The sequence below is a fragment of the Streptomyces sp. R818 genome, assembly GCF_056172735.1.
Genome location: NZ_JAOCNE010000003.1, coordinates 1,352,899 through 1,376,135 on the forward strand (window position 1 = coordinate 1,352,899; position 23,237 = coordinate 1,376,135).

Consider the following 23,237-nt stretch of genomic DNA (forward strand, 5'->3'; position numbering starts at 1 on the left):
CGCCGGGCGACCGCTCCACCATGACCCGCGCTCCACCCCCGCTCCCAGGGGTCACAGGCCCTGCGGAAAGGACCTCCGCCCTCTCTTCGGACCCGGCCCCGAGGAGGTCGAAAGCCCCCGGCCGAAAGTCCTTGACCCCCTCCACGGGGCCCTGGAACCCGGCCGCCACTCACCCTCACGTACGGGGACCGACGCCCCTGACCTGGGCCGATGTGACGGTCCCCACATCCATCAGCCGGCGTGAACGGTCTCCCGCACCGTCCCGTCGGCCCCCGCGAGGAAGACGGGCGTACCCGCGCCGCCGAGATCGCGCACGGCGGCCACGTCCTCCTCGGGCAGGGCATCGGCGCCGGAGACGACGGCGGCGGCCTCCAGGGACTGGGCGCCGGAGGCGACGGCCATGGCGACGGCGGTGCGCAGCGCGCTGAGCTTCAGGGAGTCGAGCGCGACGGTCCCGGCGACATACGTGCGCCCGGTCTCGTCGCGCACGGCGGCGCCCTCGGGCACACCGTTGCGGGCCCGCGCGGAACGGGCCAGGGTGACGATCTTGCGGTCCTCGGGGCCGAGGTCGGTGCTCTCAGTCATGGGGTGAGCATAAGGAGCAGCGCGCGGCCGGGGACGCTCAGGGCCGGTCGAGCCGCAGCCGCTCGGCGCGCGGCAGCCCGGCGACGACGAGATCGTAGGAGTCCTCGACGAACTCCCGCACCAACTGATCAGGAAGTCCGCCGACGGTCACGGTGTTCCAGTGCCGCTTGTTCATGTGCCAGCCGGGCACGACGACGCCCGCGTACTCCTCACGCAGCCGTACGGCGTCCTCGGGATCGCATTTGAGGTTGACGGCGAGAGGCTCCCCGTCGAGGGAGCTGAGCGCGAACATCTTCCCGAGCACCTTGAAGACGGAGATCTCGGGACTGAAGGGAAACTCCTCGACCGCCGCGTTGAACGACAGGCACAGGGCGCGCAGCTCCTCGGACGTCACTCCTCGCCCGCCTCCTTCTTGCCGTCCGCGGGGACGGGCTCCACGAGCACGGTGACGATCTTGTTCCGCCGCCCGGCGGCGGCCTCGGCGGTGAGCCGCAGCCGCCGCTCGTCGGGCAGGACGACAACGGACGAGGCACCGGCGATGGGCACACGGCCGAGCGCCTTGGCGAGCAGCCCGCCGACGGTCTCGACGTCCTCGTCGTCGTACTCCTCGATGCCGTACAGCTCGCCGAGGTCCCCGATGTCGAGCCGGGCGGTGACCCGGAAGCGGTCGTCGCCGAGCTCCTCGACGGGCGGCAGCTCACGGTCGTACTCGTCGGTGATCTCGCCGACGATCTCCTCGAGGATGTCCTCGATGGTCACGATCCCGGCGGTACCACCGTATTCATCGATGACGACGGCGACGTGATTGCGCAGCTGCTGCATCTCGCGCAACAGATCACCGGCGTTCTTGGTGTCCGGCACGAAGGTGGCGGGCCGCATGGCACTGGAGACGAGCTCGGCCTCGGAATCCCGGTTGATATGGGTCTTCCGAACAAGATCTTTGAGATAAACGATGCCGACGACGTCGTCCTCGCTCTCCCCCACCACCGGAATCCGGGAGAACCCGGACCGCAGAGCGAGGGTGAGAGCCTGCCGAATGGTCTTGTACCGCTCGATGACGACGAGATCGGTACGGGGCACCATGACCTCGCGCACGAGCGTGTCCCCGAGCTCGAAGACGGAGTGCACCATGCGGCGCTCCTCGTCCTCGATGAGGGACTCCTTCTCGGCGAGGTCGACCATGGCCCGCAGCTCGGCTTCGGAGGCGAAGGGCCCGCGCCGGAACCCCTTACCAGGAGTGAGGGCATTACCGATCAGGATGAGAAGCGGCGGAATGGGCCCCATGACCCGAGCGAGCGGCAGCAGCACATAAGCGGCAGCGGTGGCGGTATTGAGCGGATGCTGCCGCCCGATGGTCCGGGGCGAAACTCCGACCGCCACATAGGACACGAGCACCATCACACCGATGGCGACGAGCAGCGCCTGCCAGGTGACGGCGAACTCCTCAAGGCACGCATAAGTGACCAGAGCGGCGGCAGCCATCTCACAGGCAACGCGCACCAGCAATGCGACGTTCAGATACCGGGTCGGATCGGCGGCGACCTGGGCGAGTCTGGCGCTGCCGCGCCGCCCGGACCGTACGGCCTCCTCGGCGCGGAAACTGGAGGTGCGGGCGATACCGGCCTCGGCGCAGGCGGCGAGCCAGGCGACGACGACCAGGGCGACGGCGCCCGCGATCAGCGAAAGACTCATGACACGGTCGGCGCCGGGGACGGCCCGCTCAGCCCCTTCTCCGCACGCCAGCCGTCCACGATGGCGGCCTGAAGCCCGAACATCTCGGCCTTCTCGTCGGCTTCCTCATGGTCGTACCCGAGCAGATGCAGCACCCCATGCACAGTCAGAAGCTGAAGCTCCTCGTCCATGGAGTGCTGCGTAGGAGCTTCCGCCCCCTGCCGGGTAGCGACCTCAGGACACAACACGATGTCGCCGAGCAGCCCCTGCGGGGGCTCGTCGTCGTCCTTCATGGGCGGCCGCAGCTCGTCCATGGGGAAGGACATGACATCGGTCGGCCCCGGCAGGTCCATCCACTGGACGTGCAGCTGCTCCATGGCGTCCGCGTCCACGACGATCACCGAGAGCTCGGAGAGCGGGTGGATGCGCATCCGCGCGAGCGCGTAGCGGGCGATGTCGAGGATCGCCTGCTCGTCGACCTCGGTTCCGGACTCGTTGTTGACGTCGATCGACATGGGGCTCTCGAACTACTTTCCTTGGGTCCCTCTGGAAGAGCGGCCCTTGTGGGTGCCGTTCTCCGTACCGTTCGCGGTGTCGTACTTCTCGTACGCGTCGACGATACGGCCGACCAGCTTGTGCCGGACGACATCCTGGGACGACAACCGCGAGAAGTGCACGTCGTCGAGCCCTTCCAAAATGTCCTGCACCTGCCGCAACCCGCTCCTCGTCCCGCTCGGCAGGTCGACCTGGGTGACGTCACCGGTGATGACGATCTTCGAGTCGAACCCGAGCCGGGTGAGGAACATCTTCATCTGCTCGGGGCTGGTGTTCTGAGCCTCGTCGAGAATGATGAAGGCGTCGTTCAACGTACGACCACGCATGTAGGCGAGCGGCGCGACCTCGATGGTCCCGGCGGCCATCAGCCTCGGAATCGAATCGGGGTCGAGCATGTCGTGCAGGGCGTCGTACAGAGGCCGCAGATAGGGATCGATCTTCTCGTACAAGGTCCCCGGCAGAAACCCGAGCCGCTCCCCCGCCTCGACGGCGGGCCGGGTCAGAATGATCCGATTGACCTGCTTGGACTGCAAGGCCTGCACAGCCTTCGCCATGGCCAAATAGGTCTTACCGGTACCGGCGGGCCCGATCCCGAAGACGATGGTGTGCTTGTCGATGGCGTCGACGTACCGCTTCTGATTGAGCGTCTTCGGCCGGATGGTGCGCCCGCGCGAGGACAGAATATTCTGCGTGAGCACCTGAGCCGGGGTCTCACTCCCATCCCCCTGACCACTCTCCGTGGCCTTCAGCATGGCGATGGACCGCTCCACGGCGTCCTCTGTCATCGGTGCCCCTGTCCTCAGGACCAGCATCATCTCGTCGAACAGGCGCTGAACGAGAGCGACTTCCCTGGGCTCGCCCGTAGCGCTGATCTCATTGCCCCGGACATGGATATCGGCCTCCGGGAAGGCCTCCTCGATCACACGCAACAAAGCATCACCGGAGCCCAGGACCTCGACCATCGGGTGCTTGGCCGGGACGGTGAACTGCGCGCGTGCGCTGGATGGTGTCTGCGTCATGGGCGGGCTCTGAGGGCCGCATTCTCCTTGTGACAGCCGATGTCTGATGTGCTTCCCAGCGTACGACGCTCCGCTCGGTGACCCGAAGTGTTTTAGCGCCGCTGCTCATCGGAGCCCCGGGTTCTATTGGGCCGGTCTATCTCGCACCCCGCGCTGTGCCCCAGCCCCGGGGCTCCGCCCCGGACCCCGCTCCTCAATCGCCGGAGGGGCTTGATTGATGCGGGAGCGGCTTGAACGGACGGGAGGGGACGGGCGGGGTATGTCCGCCCGCAGCACCTCAGCACGCGGTGACGAGGCCCGAAGCAACGGGCGATGCCCTCAAGATGGCGAGGACGGACATACCCCGCCCGTCCCCGCACCACCATCCCCGCTCACGCGGACCGCCCGAACCCGATAGTCGGCACCGCACGACGAAGGGGCCACGGCCGCGCGGCCTCAGGCAGCAACGGCTCAAGAAAGGCGTACCGCTCCAGCGCCGCAGGATCCTGCTCCCCCCGCTCCTCGATCGCATGGATCTGCCGCCACCAGGCCGCCACCTCCGACCACCCGGGCGCCGACAACGACCCCCCGAACTCCTGCACGGACAACGCCGCGGTCAGCCCGGCGAACGCGAGCCGGTCCGCCAGCGGCCACCCGGCCAGCGTCCCGGTCACGAACCCGGCGACGAACACATCCCCCGCCCCGGTCGGATCGAGCGCGGCGACCTCGATGGCCGGCACGGACGCGGTCTCCCCGGTCCGCCCGTCCACGGCATAGGCCCCCTCGGCCCCGAGGGTGACGACGGCCAACGGCACATACTCCGTCAACGCATGCGCGGCATCCCGAGGACACGACGTACGGGTGTACCGCATCGCCTCCTCCGCGTTGGGCAGAAACGCCTCGCACTGCCGCAGATCCGCAAGCGCCCCGAGATCCCACCGCCCGCTCTCGTCCCACCCGACATCCGCGAAGATCCGCGTCCCGTTCCGCGCGGCCTCCCCCACCCAGGGCGCGGCGACCCCCGGCACGAGCGACGCCACGGCGGCCCGCGCACGAGGCGGACACCGGGGCGCGGGCTCCTCGGGCGGCGGCTCGTGCCCGTGGCTCACCATGGTGCGTTCGCCTTCGTAGGCCATGGAGACGGTGACGGGCGAGTGCCACCCGGGCACGGACCGCGAGTAGCTGAGATCGATCCCTTCACCCCGCTCGAGCGTGTCCCAGCAGTACTCCCCGTAGTGGTCGTCCCCGAACGCGGCGGCCAGCGACGTCCGCAGCCCGAGCCGCGCGAGCGCCGCCGCCATGTTGGCGACGCCCCCGGGGCTCGACCCCATGCCGCGCGCCCAGGACTCGGTGCCGCGCACGGGCGCGCTGTCGAGCCCGGTGAAGACGATGTCGAGGAAGACGGTGCCGGTGAGGTACACGTCGCAGGCGGGGTCGCCGGGCGCGCGAAGGGCCGCGAGAGGGTCCGTGTGCGCCGCTTCGGGCCGGGCCGGTTCGGGGTGGGTCACGTCCTTCTCCCTGCAGAGGTACGGGTCCGGACAGTGTGCATGAGGCACCCCGGCACCAGGGCGGTCGACATGACGCGGCCGGCAAAGCCGGGTGAACGCCGAAGGAACGGCTCCGAACCCCAAAACAACGGCCGCTACCCGGCACCCCCACCCCCAAACCAAATGTGCCGCAGGTCACACAGCCCCGACTTCTGTGAACCCCCCGCGCCTTGATACAAATTGGCCGCGCCCCAACGTCCCCGGTTCGGTCCCGTTCGCAAAGACGTCGCGCCCCCAACCCCCTTTTCCTTACCACCCCCTTGCCCCAAACCGGTCCAGTACAGCGCCCAAGGCAGGGGGGTCCGTTCACAGGACTGCCCGTGTCTTCGCGCGCTCCCCGGCCCGCACTGATCGCCCTCTTCACGGCCGGCTATCTCGCTGCATACCTCCTCCCCACCGTCGTCGGCCGGCTCGCCGACAGCCTGCGGCTTTCCCCGACGCAGGCGGGCCTGATCGGCAGCGCGCTGCTGCTGAGCTCGGCCGGTGCGGGCTTCACGCTCGCGGCCCGCGTCGAACGGGTCGGCGCCCGCCGCGCCGCCCGCGCGGGCCTCCTCATGGCGGCTGTCGGCTACGGCACGGCGGCGCTCTCCACGTCCGTCCCCCTGGTCGTCGCGGGTGCGATGATCGGCGGCTTCGGCTCGGGCACGGCGACGGCGGTCGCGGCCACCGGGATCGCCGCGCAGAAGGACCCGCACCGCGCGTCGACGCTCGGCCTGCTGAGCGTCTCGGCGCTGGCGGGCGCCCTGTATCTGTCGATCCCGCGGATCAGCCCGGCGGGCCACGCGCTGCCGTTCGCGGCGCTGGCCGTCACGGCGCTCGCGGTCTGGCCGGCGACGCACCGCCTGTCGGCGCCCGCGGGCCCGGACACGCCGACCGCCCACACCCACACCCACACCCACACCCACGCGGACCCGTCCCTCAAGAGCCCGCTCCCTCACGCCCGTTCGGGCGCGGCGCTCGCCGCCGTCATCGTCTGCTGGTCGATGGCGCAGAACTCGCTGTGGGGCGTGAGCAGCCGCATCGGCACCGTCCAGGCGGGCCTGAGCGAGGTCACCGTGGGCAGCGTGTTCGCGATCGCGCTCGGCACGGGCCTGCTCGGGGTGTTGGGCGCGGGCGCGCTCGGCACCCGGATGGGCCGCGCGCTGCCGATCGGCGCCGGCACGGCGGCGATCGCCTGCTGCATCGCGCTGAGTGCCCGCGCCGACGGCCTGGCCACCTTCGCGACGGGCGAGATCGCCTGGAACACGCTCTACCCGGTGGTGCTCTCGTACCTGCTCGGCCTGGCCGCGTCGCTCGACCCGCGGGGCCGCTGGGCGGTCCTGGTCGGCTCGGCGTCGTCGCTCGGCACGGCGTGCGGCCCGCTGGTGGGCAGCTCGCTGTCGCAGGCGGTCGGCTTCCCGGCGATGGGCGCGGCGCTGGCCGTCACCCTGCTGCTGCTCGCGGTGCCGCTGACGGCGGTGGCGCTGCACACGGGCGGCCGTCCGCTCTTCGCGGGCGCGGCGAGGCGCCGCAGCGGCGCCCCGGTCGGCGCGATGGTCCCTCCGTCGGGCCTGCTCGAACAGCCGGTGGTGGAGGTGGAGATCCACGCTCTGGAGACGCCCGCCGCCCCGGCGACCGCGTTCACACAGGACGAGTTCACGACGGCGGGCCCGGACGGGCTTCAGCCCGAGATGTCGTCCAGCGGATACGCCTCGACCTCGGCGAGGTAACGGGCGCGCCGCGCCTCGTCCTCCGCGCTGCCGTCGAGGAAGGACGCCACGAACGAGTTGCGGGCGAGCTCCCGCAGCCGTTCGTGGCTGAGTGCCAGAGCCTCATGAACGGCATGAAAGGTGTCACCGGCGTATCCACCGAAGTAGGCCGGATCATCGGAGTTGACGGTGCACAGCAGCCCGGCGTCCATCAGCTTGACGAGCGGATGCTCCTCCAGGACGTCTACGGCGCGCAGCCGCACGTTCGACAGCGGGCAGAGCGTCAGCGGAATCCGGTCCCGTACGAGACGGGCGACGAGCTCGGGGTCCTCCAGGGACCGCAGCCCGTGGTCGACGCGCTCGACACCCAGCACATCGAGGGCCTCCCACACGTACGACGGGTCGCCCTCCTCCCCCGCGTGCGCGACCTTCCGCAGCCCGAGCGCGCCCGCGGCCTCGTAGACGTCACGGAACTTGGAAGCGGGGTTGCCGACCTCGGCGGAGTCGAGGCCGACGCCGACGATCCGGTCGAGGTACGGCTTCGCGGCCTCCAGGGTCTCCATCGCCGACTCGGCGGACTGGTCGCGCAGGAAGCACATGATGAGCTTGGTGGAGACCCCGTGCCGCTCCTCGCTGCGGTCGAGCGCCCGCCCGAGCCCATCGATGACGGTGCCGATGGCGACGCCGCGCGCGGTGTGCGCCTGCGGGTCGAAGAAGATCTCGGCGTGCCGGACGCCCTGCTCGGCGGCGCGCGCCAGATAGGCGTCGGCGAGCGCCTCGAAGTCGTCCTCGGTGATGAGGACGGCCATCAGCTCGTAGTAGAGGTTCAGGAAGGACTGGAGGTCGTCGAAGAGGTAGGCCTTGCGCAGGGCCTCGGTGTCGGCGTACGGCAGGGTGATGCCGTTGCGGTCGGCGAGGGCGAAGGCCAGCTCGGGTTCGAGGGTGCCTTCGATGTGCAGGTGGAGCTCGGCCTTGGGGATGCGTGCGAGTGGTGCGAGGGACATCCGAGCATCGTACGCATCCCCTGCGGTCGTCCGAGGTCAGCGCCGCTTCGGGACCGGTACGCGGTCCAGGTCGCGGGCGACGGTCAGCTCGCCGTCGAACCCGGCGGCGCGCGCCTGCCGCGCGAACGCGTCGGGGTCGGTGTAGCGCTGGCTGAAGTGGGTCAGGACAAGATGGCGCACGCCGCCGTCGCGGGCGACGCGGGCGGCCTGCCCGGCGGTCAGATGCCCGTGATCGGTGGCGAGCCGCTCGTCCTCGTCGAGGAAGGTCGACTCGATGACGAACAGGTCACACCCCTCGGCCAGCTCGGTGACTCCGTCGCACAGCCGGGTGTCCATGACGAACGCGACGCGCTGCCCGCGCCGCACCTCGCTGACGTCGTCGAGCGTGACGTCGCCGATCCGGCCCTCGCGCTGGATCCGGCCCACGTCGGGCCCGGCGATGCCGTGCGCGGCGAGCCGCTCGGGCAGCATGCGGCGGCCGTCCGGCTCGATCAGGCGGTAGCCGTACGACTCGACGGGGTGCGAGAGGCGCCGCGCTTCCAGCCGGTAGGCAGGTGTGTCGGCGAGCACGGCGCCGTCCCCGCTGACCGGTTCCTCCGCGATGTCGACGGTCTCCCGGTACGCGGTGGAGTACCGCAGCCGGTCGAAGAACCGCTGCCCGGAGGCCGGGTAGTGGGCGGTCACGGGGTGCGGTACGCGATCGAGGTTGATGCGCTGGATGACACCCGCGAGACCGAGCGAATGGTCACCGTGGAAGTGGGTGACGCAGATCCGGTTCAGGTCGTGCGCGGCGACCCCGGCGCGCAGCATCTGGCGCTGCGTGCCCTCGCCGGGGTCGAAGAGGATGCCCTCGGCGTCCCAGCGCAGCAGGTAGCCGTTGTGGTTGCGGTGGCGTGTCGGCACCTGGCTTGCGGTGCCGAGCACGACGAATTCCCTCACGGACACGGTGGGTTGTCCCGGGATCCGTTATCCGGGGGGCCACTGGAGGCCGCGGCCGCCCAGGACGTGGGCGTGTGCGTGGAAGACGGTCTGGCCGGCGCCGCTGCCCGTGTTGAACACGAGGCGGTAGCTCTCCAGCTTCTCCTCCTTGGCGACCTCGCCGGCTTCGCGGAGCACGTCCGCGGCCACCTCCGGTTCGGCGGCGGCCAGGGAGGCGGCGTCCGGGTGGTGGACGCGCGGGATGACCAGGACGTGCGTCGGGGCCTGGGGGTTGATGTCCCGGAACGCGACGGTGGTCGGGGTCTCCCTGACCAGGGTGGCGGGTACGTCCCCCGCGACGATCTTGCAGAACAGGCAGTCCGCCTGGGGTTCGCCGGTCACGACGGGTCTCCTTTGCGGGTCATTGAGTACGGCGGCATCGTATCGATCAGCCCGGCTGGACGGGCGAGCCCATCTGCGATGCGCATCTACACGCCCGACTACCGCGCCATCGTGGCCGCTCGCGCAGTTCCCCGCGCCCCTGGGCACGTCGCCGACTACCGCACCACCGTGGTTGCTCGCGCAGTTCCCCGCGCCCCTAGGTACGTCGCCGACTACCGCGCCATCGTGGTTGCTCGCGCAGTTCCCCGCGCCCCTGAGATGCGCACTTCGTGCGCCATCTCAAAGGGGCGCGCGTGATGCGCCCCTCGCAAGGGTGCGTTTCGGAGGGGCGCACGTGCAACGCGTCCCATGGGGCTGCGGCGAAGCCGCATGCTCCAGGGGCGCGGGGAACTGCGCGACCAGCCACCGCGGCGGGACGTATGGCGGACGACCGCCCGGAGGGCATCGCGGCGCAGCCGCATGCCCAGGGGCGCGGAAAACGGCGCGAGCAACCACGAACCGGGAGCGGTGCCGCACGCAGTGCGCACCCCAGGGGCGCGGGGAACGGCGCGGTCGGCCGCGACGGCGCCGCACCCCGCGACGGGCCGCTAGCCCGCAGAGGGTTCCGGTAGCGGCGGAGCCGATTTCGCCGGGGTTCGTTCCAGCTCCGCCAGCGCGATACGTACCGCCTCCGCCAACTGCGGGTCACGCCCGGCGCCAGCGTCCTGCGGCGCGGTGACGACCTCCACATCCGGCTCGACGCCGTAGTTCTCGACGCCCCACCCGGCCCCCTCCATCCAGGTCGCGTACTTCGGCTGGGTCACCAGCGTCCCGTCCACCAGCCGGTACCGGCTGTCGATCCCGATGACGCCGCCCCAGGTACGGACCCCCACCACGGGCCCGATCCCGAGCGCCTTGATCGCCGCGGTGACGATGTCGCCGTCGGATCCGGAGAACTCGTCGGCGACGGCGACGACGGGCCCCCGGGGCGCGTCCCGCGGGTAGCTGAAGGCGCGGCTGCCGCGCGGGACGTCCCAGCCGACGACGCGCCGGGCCAGTTTCTCGACGACGAGCTGCGAGGTGTGGCCGCCGCGGTTCTCGCGGATGTCGACGACGAGCCCCTCGTGCGCGACCTCGGCGGCGAAGTCGCGGTGGATCTGCGCCCAGCCGGGCGCCTGCATGTCGGGCACGTGGAGGTAGCCGAGCCGCCCGCCCGAGCGCTCGCGGACCCAGGCCCGCCGGTCGGCGACCCAGGCGTGGTACCGCAGGGGCTCCTCGTCGGCGACGGGCACCACGACCACGTGGCGCGGATCGCCCCCGCCCGCGGGCGACACGGTCAGCTCGACCGGCTGCCCGGCGGTCCCGACGAGCAGCGGCGCAGGCCCCGCCACGGGGTCGACGGGCCGCCCGCCGACCGCCACGATCGCGTCCCCGGCGCGCACGGCGACCCCGGGCGCGGCGAGCGGCGAACGGGCGCGCGGATCGGACGTCTCCGAGGGCAGCACCCGGTCCACGACCCACCGGAACGCACCGTCGGGCCCGTCCGGATGCAGCGGGTGCCGGGAGATGTCGGCCCCGAGCAGCCCCTGCCGACGCGCGGCGGAGCCACCCCCGCCACCAGGGACGACGTACGCGTGGGACGTCCCCAGCTCGCCCTGCACCTCCCACAGCAGGTCCACGAGATCGTCGTGCGTGGCGATGTGGCCGAGCAGCGGCCGGTAGCGCGCGAGGACCCCGTCCCAGTCGACCCCGTCCATGTCGGGCCGCCAGAAGTTGTCCCGCATGAGCCGCCCGGCCTCGTCGTACATCTGGCGCCATTCGGCGGCGGGTTCGACGCGCTGGCTGATCCGGGCGAGGTCGACGGTGATGTTGGTGTCGCTGTCGTCGTCGTGGGAGGGCCGCCGGTCGCTCGGTACGACCTTCAGGGCGTCGCCGGTCCACAGGAGCACCCGCTTGCCGTCACCGGTGACCTCGAAGTAGTCGGCGTCGGAGCCGATCTCCTCGACGCGCTGCTGCACGAGGTCGTAGCGTTCGAGGCGGGTCTTGGGCTCGGGGTCGCCGCGTTCCGCGCGGGAGTCGCCGAGGACGCCGCGCACGGGCCGGCGCAGCCACAGCACCCCGTCCTTGGCGGTCCGCAGCGTCGAGTAGCTGGCGGCCTCGACGGGGAAGGGCACGATCCGGTCGACGAGCCCCTCCAGGTCGACGCGGGTGACGGGCGTCCCCTCGCTGTCGGGCGTCTCGGCGCCCGGCGCGTCCGCCGCCTCGAAGGGCCGGCCGTGCCGCTGCGGCCCGAACGGCGAGGGCGTCGTCGCGGCGAGCGCGAGCAGGTGCGGCCGTGAGCCGCCGACGAACGCGAGGTCGAAGGCGTGCTCGTCGTAGACGGGGTCGAAGGCGCGGGCCGACAGGAAGACCAGGTACTTGCCGTCGAGGGTGAACGCGGGCGCGGAGTCCTTGAAGCGCGGCGGCGTCGCCTCGGTGACGGCGAGGTCGGCGGTGTTGGCGAGTTTGAGCTGGCGCAGGCCGTGCGGTCCGGGGTGGGACCAGGCGAGCCAGGCCGAGTCGGGCGAGAAGGCGAGCCCGGTGGCATGCCCGTCCTCGCTGCGGTCGACCTCCCGTACGTCGCCGCTGTCCCGTTCGACGAGGAGGATCCGCCCGTCGTGCGAGGCGACGGCGGCCCGGCCGCCGTCCGGCGCGACGGTCAGCCCGAGGACCCGGCCGAGCCGCCCGGCCCCGAGCCGGCGCGGCGTGCCGCCGGGCGCGGCGCCGGTCGCGGGGGCGAACTCCAGGGCGTCGTCGCCCTCGGCGTCGGTCATCCAGACCACGTGTTCCTCACCGTCGACGCGGAACGTGTGCGGCAGCCGCGCCCGGACGCCCGGCTCCGCCGCGAGCGCGCGCGCCGGGCCGCCGCGGTGGGTCACCCAGTGCACGGCCCCGCGCACGGAGACGGCGCTGCCGCGCCCGGTGTGGTCGGGGGACGCGGCCCCGAACCAGTACGAGGCGTCGACGGGGCGCGGCTGGAGGTGCGCCCGCTGCCCGCCCAGCCGTACGTCGAGACTGCGCGGCTCGGCATCCTCAGGTCGTCGACGATCCAGAGCCGCCCGGCGCTCGCGTAGGCGACCCGGGCGCCGTCGGTGGCGGCATGACGGGCGTAGAACCCGTCGAGCGGGGTGTGCCGCCGCAGGTCGGAGCCGTCGGGGAGGGAGGAGTAGAGCGCGCCCGTGCCCTCGTGGTCGGAGAGGAAGGCCACCCGCCCGCCGACCCACATCGGGTGCTCGATGTTCCCGGCCAGGCCGTCATGGAGCCGGACGAACTCTCCGCCGCCGTCCCGGTCGATCCACAGCTTGCCCGCGGTGCCGCCCCGGTACCGCTTCCAGTACGCGGCCTCGCGGCCCATCGGCGCGGAGCCGAGGAGCACCGCGGAGTCGGGACCGTACGCGACAGCGCCGACAGGACCGTACGGCAGGGTCTCGGCGGGGCCGCCGTCGAGCGGCACGGCCCGCGCCCAGCTGCGGCGCCCCGTGGCCTGTCCGTGCGCGCTGACGGCGAGGACCCGTCCGTCGGGCGTCCAGCCGCGGACGCCGGTGGTCCAGCTGCCCCAGTACGTCAGGCGGTCGGCCGCTCCTCCGTCGAGCGGCGCGACATGCACCTCGGGCGCGCCGTCGCGCCGCGACGTCCAGGCGACGGTCGTGCCGTCCGGGGAGATCCGTGGATGGTTCACGGGTGCGTCGTCGGCGCTGACGCGCCAGGCGCGGCCGCCGTCGAGGGGCGCGGCCCATACGTCGTTCTCGGCGGTGAAGACGACCGTCTCACCGTGCGGATGCGGGAACCGGAGGTAGCCAGGGCTCGTCACCCGGCCCACTCTATTTGCCCGTCATCGCTCTTTGCCGGTCATTTCCCTTCAAAGCACGAGCAGTTGGGGTCGGGGACGCTGACCGTCCGCGTCACCGTCTCGGTCACGGTGCGCGGGGCGTCCGGCTGGGTGGAGTGCGGCGCGGGCTGCTGCGGCTGCGGCTTCTTCGACGGCTTCGTGTACGTGTACGTCGGCTGGGAGCTGCTCAACGCCGCGCAGTTGCCCAGGACTTGCAGCCGGAACCACACCTTGTTGTCGACGCGGGCGATCGTCGTGCCGCGCACGCACTTGCCGGGCACGACCCCGTAGATCCACCCCTCGATCCTGATGTCCTTGCCGTCCTTGGTCCGGCCCCGGCAGTCGACCTTCACCTCGTCCGGCGTCGAACTCCCCGACGGCGTACGGCCGTTCCACGCCGCCGTGCAGCTGATCCAGGCGACTTCGGCGTGCGTCCGGTTCAGCTCCTGGGTGGCCTGGGAGTCGGTGGTCGCGGCGACGGTGGCGGTGTTGAGTTCGCCGTCGACCGGCTGGCACGCGACCGCCCCGCCGGCCACCACGGCCGCGACGCCGCCCGCGGCGAGCACCCGCGGGGCCCGTGAACGCCGCACACGAGGCGCCCGTGACCGTCGCCGCGCGCCCGGGGTCCGTAACCGTCGCAAACCCCCGCTGATCCGCCTCAGTTCCCCCATGGACGGCAGAATGCCACCGGCTCCCCCGCACGGGTAGAGCCGTTGCAGCCACTGTCCGCGAGGGCCACTATCCCCAGCGCCCGGTGCGTCCGAGCAGCAGCGCCACGGCTGCCGTCCCCGCCGTCGAGGTCCGCAGCACACTGCGGCCGAGCCGGTACGGAGCTGCTCCCGCCTCCGCGAACACGGCCAGCTCCTCCGGCGACACTCCGCCCTCGGGCCCCACGACCAGCACGATCTCGCCGTCCGCCGGCAGCTCGGCGGAGGCGAGGGCGGTGCTCGGCGCGTCCCGGTCCTCGTGCAGGACGACGGCCAGATCCGCGTCCGCGAGGAGCGCCGCGACCTCCTTGGTGGACGCCGCCTCCGCCACCTCGGGGAAGCGGACCCGGCGCGACTGCTTACCGGCCTCGCGCGCGGTGGCCCGCCATTTACCGAGGGCCTTGACCCCGCGCTCGCCCCGCCACTGCGTGATGCAGCGCGACGCGGACCACGGCACGATCGCGTCGACGCCCGTCTCGGTCATCGTCTCCACGGCCAGCTCCCCGCGGTCGCCCTTGGGCAGCGCCTGCACCACGGTGATCCGGGGCCGTGCGACGGGCTCGGACCTGACCGGCCCCGCCTCCACGACGAGCCGGTCCTTGCCCTCGGCGGCGCTGACGACGCCCTCGCTCCACTCCCCGCGCCCGTCGGTGAGGACCAGCGCCTCCCCGGCCCGCAGCCGCTTCACGGAGACGGCGTGCCGCCCCTCCGCGCCGTCGAGTACGTACGTGCGGTCGCCCGGCACGGGGCCGTCGACCACGAACACCGGGGCGGTCACGCGCTACCGCCCAGCTGTCCGCCGCGCTGCCCGAGCGTGGCCTCGGCGGCGCCCAGTTCGGCGGCGAGGACCTCGACGAGCTGTCCGGCGGGCAGCTCCCGGGCGAGCCGGTGGCCCTGGCCCGCCCAGAGCGCCATGGCCTGCGGGTCACCCGCCTTGGCGGCGGCCTTGCGCAGCGGTGACGTCATGTGGTGGACCTCCGGGTACGCGGCGGGCGCGTACGGTCCGTGCTCGCGCATGAAGCGGTTGACGAGCCCGCGCGCGGGCCGCCCGGAGAACGCCCGGGTCAGCTCGGTGCGGGTGAACAGCGGATCGGTCATGGCCTGTTTGTGGAGCGCGGGCGCGCCCGACTCGGGGGTGACGAGGAACGCGGTGCCGAGCTGGGCGAGGTCGGCCCCGGCCGCGAGCACGGCGGCGATCTGGGCGCCGCGCATGATGCCGCCCGCCGCGACGATGGGGAGCTGGACCGCCTCCCGTACCTGCGCGATCAGCGCGAGGAGGCCGATGCCGCTGCCGTCGGCCTCGGGGTTGTCGCGGTGGGTGCCCTGGTGGCCGCCGGCCTCGATGCCCTGGACGCACACGGCGTCGGCCCCGGACCGCTGCGCGGCGAGCGCCTCGTCGACGGTCGTCACGGTGACGGCGGTACGGGTGCCGGCCTTGCGCAGCGCCTCCACGACCTCGCGGGTGGGACACCCGAACGTGAAGGAGACGAGCGGCACCGGCTCGTCGAGGAGGACGGCGAGCTTGGCGTCGTAGCCGTCGTCGCGTCCGCTGTCGGGGTCGCCGAGCGGGGTCTGGTACCAGCCGGCCTCACCGGCGAGCTGGTGGCGGTAGACGTCGACCGCCGCCGGGTCCGCGAGGTCGGGCTGCGGCATGAACAGGTTGACGCCGAACGGCCGCCCCGTGAGCCCCCGCACCTGTTTGATCTCCTGGTACATCCCGTCGGCCGTCTTGTACCCGGCGGCGAGGAACCCGAGGCCGCCCGCCTCGGACACGGCCGCGGCGAGCGCGGGCGACGACCCGCCGCCCGCCATGGGGGCCTGCACGATCGGACAGGGGCAGAGATCGGTCAGAGCGGAGGACATGACGGCATCGTGCCACGTACGGGACGGGTGACCGAATCGGCGCTTCTGCCTGGCATGTGCCGCCCCACCCGGGGCGGCACATCAGCCGGGCACTCAGGCGTCACCGCCCGTTGAAGGCGTCCTTCAGACGGGAGAACAGACCCTGCTGGCCCGGCTGGAACTGGCCCGTGGGGCGCTCCTCGCCGCGCAGCTTGGCCAGCTCCCGGAGCAGGCGCTCCTGCTCGGGCTCCAGCTTCTGCGGGGTCGTCACCTCGACGTGCACGATGAGGTCGCCGCGACCGCCGCCGCGCAGGTGCGTGATGCCCCGCCCGTGCAGCGGGACCGACTGGCCGGACTGGGTGCCGGGCCGGATGTCGACCTCCTCCATGCCGTCGAGCGTCTCCAGGGGCACCTTGGTGCCGAGGGCCGCCGCCGTCATCGGGATGGTCACCGTGCAGTGCAGGTCGTCGCCGCGCCGCTGGAAGACCGGGTGCGGCAGCTCGTGGATCTCGACGTACAGGTCACCGGCGGGGCCGCCGCCGGGGCCGACCTCGCCCTCGCCCGCGAGCTGGATCCGCGTCCCGTTGTCCACACCGGCCGGGATCTTCACCGTCAGCGTGCGGCGCGAACGGATCCGCCCGTCGCCGGCGCACTCCGGGCACGGCGTCGGCACGACGGTGCCGAAGCCCTGGCACTGCGGGCACGGCCGGGAGGTCATGACCTGGCCGAGGAAGGAGCGCGTGACCTGCGAGACCTCACCGCGGCCGCGACACATGTCACAGGTCTGCGCGGAGGTCCCGGGCGCGGCGCCCTCACCGCTGCAGGTCCCACAGACCACAGCGGTGTCGACCTGGATGTCCTTGGTGGTGCCGAAGGCGGCCTCGTCCAGCTCGATCTCGAGCCGGATCATGGCGTCCTGGCCACGGCGCGTGCGCGAGCGGGGCCCGCGCTGCGACGCCGTCCCGAAGAACGCGTCCATGATGTCCGAGAAGTTCCCGAACCCGCCGGCGCCGAAGCCACCGGCACCACCGCCGCCCGACTGGGACAGCGGGTCGCCGCCGAGGTCGTAGACCTGCTTCTTCTGCGGGTCCGACAACACCTCGTAGGCGGCGTTGATCTCCTTGAACCGCTCCTGTGTCTTCGGGTCCGGATTCACGTCCGGGTGAAGCTCACGGGCGAGCCTTCGGAAGGCCTTCTTGATCTCGTCCTGGGAAGCGTCGCGGCGCACGCCGAGTACGGCGTAGTAGTCCGTGGCCACTTACGACTCCGCCAGGATCTGTCCGACGTAACGTGCCACTGCGCGTACTGCTCCCATCGTTCCCGGGTAATCCATGCGGGTCGGTCCGACCACGCCGAGCTTGGCGACTGCCTCGCCGCCCGAACCGTAGCCGACCGACACGACGGACGTGGAGTTGAGTCCCTCGTGAGCGTTCTCGTGGCCGATGCGTACGGCCATGCCCGAATCGCCCACCTCACCAAGCAACTTGAGGAGCACGACCTGCTCCTCCAGGGCTTCCAGCACGGGCCGGATGGTGAGGGGAAAGTCATGTCCGAAGCGGGTGAGATTGGCGGTGCCGCCGATCATCAGCCGCTCCTCGGTCTCCTCGACGAGCGTCTCCAGGAGAGTGGAGAGCACCGTCGAGACCGTGCCGCGGTCCTCCGCCTCGAACGCCTCGGGCAGATCCTGCACCAACTGCGGCACATCGGCGAACTTGCGGCCCGCGACCCGGCTGTTCAGCCGCGCCCGCAGATCCGCCAGGGACGGCTCGCCGAACGGCGCCGGGCAGTCGATCATCCGCTGCTCCACGCGCCCGGTGTCCGTGATCAGCACAAGCATCAGACGGGCGGGCGCGAGCGCGAGCAGCTCGACATGGCGCACGGTGGACCGGGTCAGGGACGGGTACTGGACGACCGCGACCTGCCGCGTCAGCTGCGCGAGCAGCCGCACGGTCCGCCCGACGACGTCGTCGAGGTCGACGGCGCCCTCCAGGAAGTTCTGGATGGCGCGCCGCTCGGGCCCCGTCATCGGCTTCACCGCGGTGAGCTTGTCGACGAAGAGGCGGTACCCCTTGTCGGTGGGGATGCGCCCGGCGCTGGTGTGCGGCTGGGCGATGAACCCCTCGTCCTCCAGGGCGGCCATGTCGTTGCGCACCGTCGCCGGTGAGACGCCCAGGCTGTGCCGCTCGGTCAGCGCCTTGGAGCCGACGGGCTCCTCGGTGCCGACGTAGTCCTGGACGATGGCGCGCAGCACTTCGAGCCTGCGTTCACTGAGCATCGGCGCACACCTCCAGCAACCGTCTCCGAGACCGCCGCGACCTGCGTCGCGATGATCGATGCGATCTTTCCGTTTTGGCACTCACTGCGCGCGAGTGCCAATCGTCCCCGGCTCAGTGTACGGCCGGTGGGTACGGACCAGGCAAGGCCGCTAGCGTCGACCCCATGAAAAGCACGGCGGAGTCTCGAGGTATCGACTGGCGTGCGGTGGGCTGGGAAGAGCTCGCCCCGCGCGTGGGCCGCGTCCGGCTGCCCGGCTGGGACTGCACCACCGGCCTGGTCGTGGGCGACGACGCGGCCCTGCTGATCGACACCGGCTCCTCCCTGCGCGAAGGGGCCCGGCTGCGCGTGGACACCCGCCGCCTGCTCGGCGACAGACGCGCGCGGGTGGCCCACATCGCCCTCACGCACCCCCATTTCGACCACGTGCTCGGCACGGCCGCCTTCGCGGGCGTCGAGGTGTACGGGGCCGTGGGCATCGACACCGTCTTCGCGGCGGACGGCGCGGACGCCCTGCGCGCCGACGCCGTACGTCACGGGGTCGACCCCGACGCGGCGGCCGAGGCGGCGGACCTCCTCGTCACCCCGGCGCACCGCATCTGCGGCGAACGCACGCTCGACCTGGGCGGCGGCGTCCAGGTCCTGCTGGCGAACGTGGGCCCCGGCCACACGGCCCACGACCTCGCGGTCCTCGTCCCCGCCGGGACGGCCGACGGGAGCCCCGAGATCGTCTTCTGCGGCGATCTGGTCGAGGAGTCCGGCGAACCCCAGGCGGGCCCGGACGCGGCCCCGCGCCTGTGGCCGGAGGCCCTTGACCGGCTCCTCGCCCTCGGCGGCGACGACGCGCGCTACGTCCCCGGGCACGGATCGGTGGTGAATGCGGAGTTTGTCCGCGAGCAGCGCGCCACACTGGCGGCGAGATCCGGCGTGTCGTAGCCCGTACGGACCGGCTTTGCCTATCGTCGGCCGAATGCGCCAGTACAGCCCTGACTTCACGCCGCCGTGGAAGCGGAAGACCTCCGTGCCCGAGGTCCCGGCCGAACCGGATCTCGTCGTGGAGGAGGTCACCACGGGCTTCTGCGGCGCGGTCGTCCGCGTCGAGAAGACGGCGCAGGGCCCGACGGTGACCCTGGAGGACCGCTTCGGCAAGCACCGCGCGTTCCCGATGGAGCCGCGCGGCTTCCTCCTGGAGGGCAAGGTCGTCACCCTGGTCCGCCCCTCGGCCGGCGGCCCGGTCCGCCCGACCCGCACGGCGTCCGGCTCGGTCGCGCTCCCGGGCGCCCGCGCGCGGGTGGCCCGCGCGGGCCGTATCTACGTCGAGGGCAAGCACGACGCCGAGCTGATCGAACGGGTCTGGGGCGACGACCTGCGCATCGAGGGCGTGGCGGTGGAGTTCCTCGAAGGCGTCGACGACCTCCCGGCGATCGTGGCGGAGTTCGGTCCCGGCCCCGACGCTCGCCTCGGCGTCCTGGTCGACCACCTGGTCCCCGGCACGAAGGAACACCGCATCGCCCAGTCGGTCACCAGCCCCCACGCCCTGGTGGTCGGCCACCCCTACATCGACATCTGGGAAGCCGTGAAACCCTCCTCCGTCGGCATCGACGCCTGGCCCCGCGTCCCCCACGGCCAGGACTGGAAGACAGGCGTCTGCCAGGCACTGGGCTGGCGAGTGTCCAACACGGGCGAGGCGTGGCAGCACATCCTGTCGAGGGTCCACACCTACAGGGACCTGGAACCGGCGCTCCTGGGCCGAGTAGAAGAACTGATCGACTTCGTAACGGCCCCGTAAGGGGCGCGGGGAACTGCGCGAGCAACCACAACGAAACCAGCACCCGCAACGAAGCCGCACCCCATCAGGGGCGCGGGGAACTGCGCGACCAGCCACAACGAACCCGCACACGCAGCGAAACCGCACCCCTTACGGCGCGTAGGCGTGCTCAGTCGACCAGATCCCGCACAACCCCGTCGGCCAGCAACCGCCCCCGCAGGGTCAGCACGGCCCGCCCCGCATCAAAGGGCCCCGCCTCCAGCAACCCGTCCCGCACAGCCTTCCGCGCAGCACTCAGCCCGGCGGGCTTCAGCAGGGACACAGGACACCCGTCCCGGAGCCGCAGCTCAAGCAGAATCCGCTCGACCCGCCGGTCCTCCTCGGCCAGCACCTCCCGCCCGGCCCCCGGCGAACGCCCCTCCGCCAACGCAGCCGCGTACGCGCCAGGGTGCTTGACGTTCCACCACCGCACCCCGCCCACGTGCGAGTGCGCCCCGGGCCCGGCCCCCCACCAGTCGGCGCCGCGCCAGTACAGCTCGTTGTGCAGACACCGCGCGGCCGGGGACGTGGCCCAGTTGGACACCTCGTACCACTCGAACCCGGCGGAGCGCATCGCCTCGTCAGCGATGAGGTACCGGTCCGCGTGCACGTCGTCGTCGGTCATGGGCACCTCACCCCGACGAATGCGCCGGGCGAGCTGCGTCCCCTCCTCGACGATGAGCGCGTACGCGGAGATGTGGTCGGGCCCGGCGCCGAGGGCCGCGTCGAGGGAGGCCCGCCAGTCGTCGTCGCTCTCACCGGGGGTGCCGTAGATCAGATCCAGGTTGACGTGGTCGAACCCGGCCGCCCGCGCCTCCGCGACGCACGCCTCGGGCCGCCCGGGGGTGTGCGTACGGTCGAGGACCTTCAGAACGTGCTGCCGCGCGCTCTGCATCCCGAACGAGACCCGGTTGAACCCCCCGGCACGCAGCGCGGCGAGGTACGCGGGGTCGACGGACTCCGGATTCGCCTCCGTCGTCACCTCCGCGTCGTCCGCCAGCCCGAACTCGTCGCGGATGGCGCCCAGCATCGCCGCGAGGTCCGCGGCGGGCAGCAGCGTGGGCGTGCCGCCGCCGACGAAGACGGTCCGCACCGGGCGCGGGTCGTCGCCGAGCACCTTCCGGGCGAGCCGGACCTCCTCGATGAGGGTCTCGGCGTAGTTGTCGCGGGAGGCGAGCACGCCGCCGGTGGAGCGCAGCTCGGTCGCGGTGTACGTGTTGAAGTCGCAGTAGCCGCAGCGGGTGGCGCAGTACGGGACGTGCAGGTAGAAGCCGAGGGGCCGCTCGGCGGCGCCGGCGAGGGCGGAGGCGGGCAGCGCCCCGTCGTCGGGCACGGGCTCACCATCGGGAAGGGCGGAAGGCATACCCCCATTGTCCAGCAGCCCGCCGCGGTCCGGACGCCACGCTCACATGGCCTGGAGCACGAGCAGCGCCAGATCGTCGTCCGGCGGCGCGTCCGCGTACGCGTGCACGAGGCGCCGGATGCGTTCGGCGAGCAGTTGCGCGGTGAGTCCGGCGCAGCCGGAGAGGGCCTGGGCGAGGCCGTCGTCGTCGTCGAACTGGCGGGTTCCCGAGCGGCGCTCGGTGACGCCGTCGGTGACGCAGAGCAGGGTGTCGCCGGTGAGCAGGTCGAACGTCTCGCAGGTGTAGTCGGGGTCGTCGACGACGCCGAGGAGCACCTGCGGGGCGGCGGCGGTGAGGACCTCGCCGCCGGGCCGCATCAGCAGGGGCAGCGGGTGTCCGGCGGAGGCGAGGGTGCAGGTGACGGCGCGGCCGTCGGCGGACGGGGTGAGTTCGCCGTAGAGGAGGGAGAGGAAGCGGGAGCTGGAACCTTCCGGCGGAATCCCCTGGCCGCCCGCCGCGGCGAGGGCGCGGGCGGCGGCGTCGGCGGCCTCTGTGGCGTCGTCGAGGAGCAGCCGGTTGAGCCGGTCCAGGACCTGGGCGACAGGGTAGCCCTCCCGGGCGAGGAGCCGCAGCCAGGGCCGGACGAGGCCGATGACGACGGCGGCCTCGGGGCCCTTGCCCTGGATGTCGCCGAGCGCGAAGCACCAGCGGCCGTCACCGGCGGGGAAGACGTCGTAGAAGTCGCCGCCGGGGCCGCCCGCCTCCTTGGGTTCGTAGACGAGGGCGCTCTGGACGCCGGGGATCTCGGCGATGGCGGTCGGCAGCAGGCCGCGCTGGAGGATGCGGCTGATGGTGGCCTGCCGGGTGAAGCGGCGGGCGGCGCTGACGGCGAGGGCGACGCGGCGGGCGAAGTCCTCGACGAGCCCGGTGACCTCGTCGGGGAAGCGGAGCAGGTGGGCGCGGCCGATGACGAGCAGGCCGAGGCTGCGGCCGCCGACCATGAGCCGGTAGGCGAGGGCGGAGCCGGCGTCGTCGGGCCAGGTGTCGCCGCAGGACTCGAACGGCCAGGGCACGGGGACGGCGGCGGTGCGGGCGGCGGCGGGCAGCCGCGGGGGCTCCTTCTCCAGGCGGCCGCGCAGCTCCTCGGTGCGGTTCTCCTGGGCGTGCCAGACGCGGGCGAGCCGGGGCGCGGGCAGCGGGTCGCCGTCGCCGCGCGCGTCGGGGTCGGGGGCGCCGGGGGTGGCGCGGCCGTCGTCGTCGTAGAACCAGACCGCGCACCAGTCGGCGAGCCGGGGCACGAGGAGCTGGCCGACGAGCGAGGCGACCACGTCCTCGTCGAGCTGTCCGGCGAGCAGGTCGGAGGCCTCGGCGAGGAAGGAGAGCGCGCCGCGGTTGATCCAGTCCCGGTCCTGGGGCGCGCGCCGTGGCATGGGGGCGAGGAGGTCGGCGGCGCGCAGGCCGCGCTCCAGGGCGCGGACGGCGGACTGCACGGAGGGTTCGGCGGGGCCGTCGAGCCCGTCGAGGGGCTCGGCGCCCTCGGCGGGCAGCCGGGCCCAGACCGTCTTGGTGCCGGGCCGGTAGGTGATGCCCCAGGCCTCGGCGAGCGACGCGACGAGGTGGAGGCCGCGGCCGTACTCGGGGGTCTCGGCGGGGCGCGAGGGCTGGTGGCCGCGGACGGCGCGGGCCGGGTGGTGGTCGGTGACCTCGACGACGAGCCCGGCGGGGGTGCCGTCGGCGGCGGTCTCGTCGAGGCGGCACAGCAGCTCGACGCTGGTTCCGGCGTGCACCACGGCGTTGGTGACGAGTTCGCTGACGACGACCACGGCGTCGTCGGTCAGCCGGTCGCCGAGGTGGGCGGCGCCGGGCACGTCCCGCGCGGTCCAGTCGGTGAACGCCGCGCGGACGAAACGGCGGGCGGCCGCGGGCGCGAGTGGGTTCCCCGGCAGCGAGGTGCGGACCATGACCGGTCCGACGAGCGGTTGGTCCGCTACGTCCCCGCCGCCGAAGGCGGTTTCCCGCTGGATAGGAATGGACCCCACGTTCGGCTCC

General features: G+C 72.5%; 19 protein-coding genes and 1 pseudogene. 3 read left to right on the forward strand and 17 right to left on the reverse strand.

Translation table 11 applies throughout. From position 1 onward, the window contains the following. Window positions 1-231 precede the first annotated feature (231 nt). The 6 genes from N5I75_RS11300 to N5I75_RS11325 all read right to left on the reverse strand — a co-directional run bounded on the left by N5I75_RS11300 (window position 232) and on the right by N5I75_RS11325 (window position 5,317). Window positions 232-585 carry a cytidine deaminase gene (locus N5I75_RS11300; RefSeq protein WP_476676574.1) on the reverse strand — a complete coding sequence of 118 codons (354 nt, stop codon included), beginning with the start codon at window positions 583-585 and terminating at the stop codon, window positions 232-234. 37 nt (window positions 586-622) lie between these two features. Next, the gene (locus N5I75_RS11305) at window positions 623-979 is read right to left on the reverse strand and encodes an MmcQ/YjbR family DNA-binding protein (RefSeq protein ID WP_476676575.1); all 357 of its coding nucleotides are present in this window, start codon (window positions 977-979) and stop codon (window positions 623-625) included. Then, complete coding sequence (locus N5I75_RS11310; RefSeq protein WP_476676576.1) at window positions 976-2,277, reverse strand: hemolysin family protein; 1,302 nt, start codon at window positions 2,275-2,277, stop codon at window positions 976-978. Before N5I75_RS11310 ends, N5I75_RS11305 begins: the two co-directional genes overlap by 4 nt. Beyond that, the gene (gene ybeY / locus N5I75_RS11315; protein ID WP_394434254.1) at window positions 2,274-2,771 is read right to left on the reverse strand and encodes an rRNA maturation RNase YbeY; all 498 of its coding nucleotides are present in this window, start codon (window positions 2,769-2,771) and stop codon (window positions 2,274-2,276) included. The genes N5I75_RS11310 and ybeY overlap by 4 nt, the downstream gene beginning before the upstream one ends. Before the next feature lie 12 nt (window positions 2,772-2,783). Further along, window positions 2,784-3,830: a PhoH family protein gene (locus N5I75_RS11320; RefSeq protein ID WP_476676577.1), complete on the reverse strand. Its 1,047-nt coding sequence runs from the start codon at window positions 3,828-3,830 to the stop codon at window positions 2,784-2,786. A gap of 371 nt (window positions 3,831-4,201) precedes the next feature. Next, window positions 4,202-5,317: a carbohydrate kinase family protein gene (locus tag N5I75_RS11325; protein ID WP_476676578.1), complete on the reverse strand. Its 1,116-nt coding sequence runs from the start codon at window positions 5,315-5,317 to the stop codon at window positions 4,202-4,204. A gap of 359 nt (window positions 5,318-5,676) precedes the next feature. Here N5I75_RS11325 and N5I75_RS11330 point away from each other — a divergent pair, with 359 nt between their 5' ends. Beyond that, complete coding sequence (locus N5I75_RS11330; RefSeq protein WP_476676579.1) at window positions 5,677-7,065, forward strand: MFS transporter; 1,389 nt, start codon at window positions 5,677-5,679, stop codon at window positions 7,063-7,065. Here the strand turns inward: N5I75_RS11330 and N5I75_RS11335 are convergent. The 9 genes and pseudogenes from N5I75_RS11335 to hrcA all read right to left on the reverse strand — a co-directional run bounded on the left by N5I75_RS11335 (window position 7,017) and on the right by hrcA (window position 18,039). Next, window positions 7,017-8,048, reverse strand: coding sequence for an adenosine deaminase (locus N5I75_RS11335; protein WP_476676580.1), 1,032 nt, complete (start codon window positions 8,046-8,048; stop codon window positions 7,017-7,019). The genes N5I75_RS11330 and N5I75_RS11335 overlap by 49 nt on opposite strands. 36 nt (window positions 8,049-8,084) lie before the next feature. Next, window positions 8,085-8,993 (reverse strand): ribonuclease Z, encoded by a 909-nt coding sequence (locus N5I75_RS11340; RefSeq protein WP_476676581.1) that lies wholly within the window; start codon window positions 8,991-8,993, stop codon window positions 8,085-8,087. Between the two features lie 21 nt (window positions 8,994-9,014). Then, window positions 9,015-9,368 carry a histidine triad nucleotide-binding protein gene (locus N5I75_RS11345; RefSeq protein WP_476676582.1) on the reverse strand — a complete coding sequence of 118 codons (354 nt, stop codon included), beginning with the start codon at window positions 9,366-9,368 and terminating at the stop codon, window positions 9,015-9,017. 587 nt (window positions 9,369-9,955) lie between these two features. Further along, a pseudogene (locus N5I75_RS11350) lies at window positions 9,956-13,197 on the reverse strand (S41 family peptidase). A gap of 38 nt (window positions 13,198-13,235) precedes the next feature. Then, entirely contained in the window at window positions 13,236-13,805 is a 570-nt protein-coding gene (locus tag N5I75_RS11355) for a hypothetical protein (RefSeq protein ID WP_476676583.1), read from the reverse strand. Between the two features lie 148 nt (window positions 13,806-13,953). Then, the gene (locus N5I75_RS11360; protein ID WP_476676584.1) at window positions 13,954-14,700 is read right to left on the reverse strand and encodes a 16S rRNA (uracil(1498)-N(3))-methyltransferase; all 747 of its coding nucleotides are present in this window, start codon (window positions 14,698-14,700) and stop codon (window positions 13,954-13,956) included. Next, a complete protein-coding gene (locus N5I75_RS11365; protein WP_476676585.1) occupies window positions 14,697-15,785 on the reverse strand; it encodes a nitronate monooxygenase in 1,089 nt (362 codons plus the stop codon). The genes N5I75_RS11360 and N5I75_RS11365 overlap by 4 nt, the downstream gene beginning before the upstream one ends. A gap of 100 nt (window positions 15,786-15,885) precedes the next feature. Further along, window positions 15,886-17,022, reverse strand: a complete 1,137-nt coding sequence (dnaJ, locus tag N5I75_RS11370) for a molecular chaperone DnaJ (RefSeq protein WP_476676586.1) — start codon at window positions 17,020-17,022, stop codon at window positions 15,886-15,888. Further along, a complete protein-coding gene (gene hrcA, locus N5I75_RS11375) occupies window positions 17,023-18,039 on the reverse strand; it encodes a heat-inducible transcriptional repressor HrcA (RefSeq protein WP_476676587.1) in 1,017 nt (338 codons plus the stop codon). Window positions 18,040-18,203: 164 nt separating this feature from the next. Between hrcA and N5I75_RS11380 the strand changes: the two genes are divergently transcribed. Beyond that, complete coding sequence (locus N5I75_RS11380; RefSeq protein ID WP_476676588.1) at window positions 18,204-18,974, forward strand: MBL fold metallo-hydrolase; 771 nt, start codon at window positions 18,204-18,206, stop codon at window positions 18,972-18,974. Window positions 18,975-19,008: 34 nt separating this feature from the next. Beyond that, window positions 19,009-19,827 carry a DUF3097 domain-containing protein gene (locus tag N5I75_RS11385; RefSeq protein WP_476676589.1) on the forward strand — a complete coding sequence of 273 codons (819 nt, stop codon included), beginning with the start codon at window positions 19,009-19,011 and terminating at the stop codon, window positions 19,825-19,827. Between the two features lie 148 nt (window positions 19,828-19,975). On the opposite strand, the gene hemW is transcribed toward N5I75_RS11385, so the two are convergent. Together hemW and N5I75_RS11395 are read right to left on the reverse strand one after the other, a co-directional pair. Continuing rightward, window positions 19,976-21,208 carry a radical SAM family heme chaperone HemW gene (hemW, locus tag N5I75_RS11390; RefSeq protein ID WP_476676590.1) on the reverse strand — a complete coding sequence of 411 codons (1,233 nt, stop codon included), beginning with the start codon at window positions 21,206-21,208 and terminating at the stop codon, window positions 19,976-19,978. A 42-nt stretch (window positions 21,209-21,250) separates the two neighbouring features. Next, entirely contained in the window at window positions 21,251-23,227 is a 1,977-nt protein-coding gene (locus N5I75_RS11395) for a SpoIIE family protein phosphatase (protein WP_476676591.1), read from the reverse strand. Window positions 23,228-23,237 lie beyond the last annotated feature (10 nt).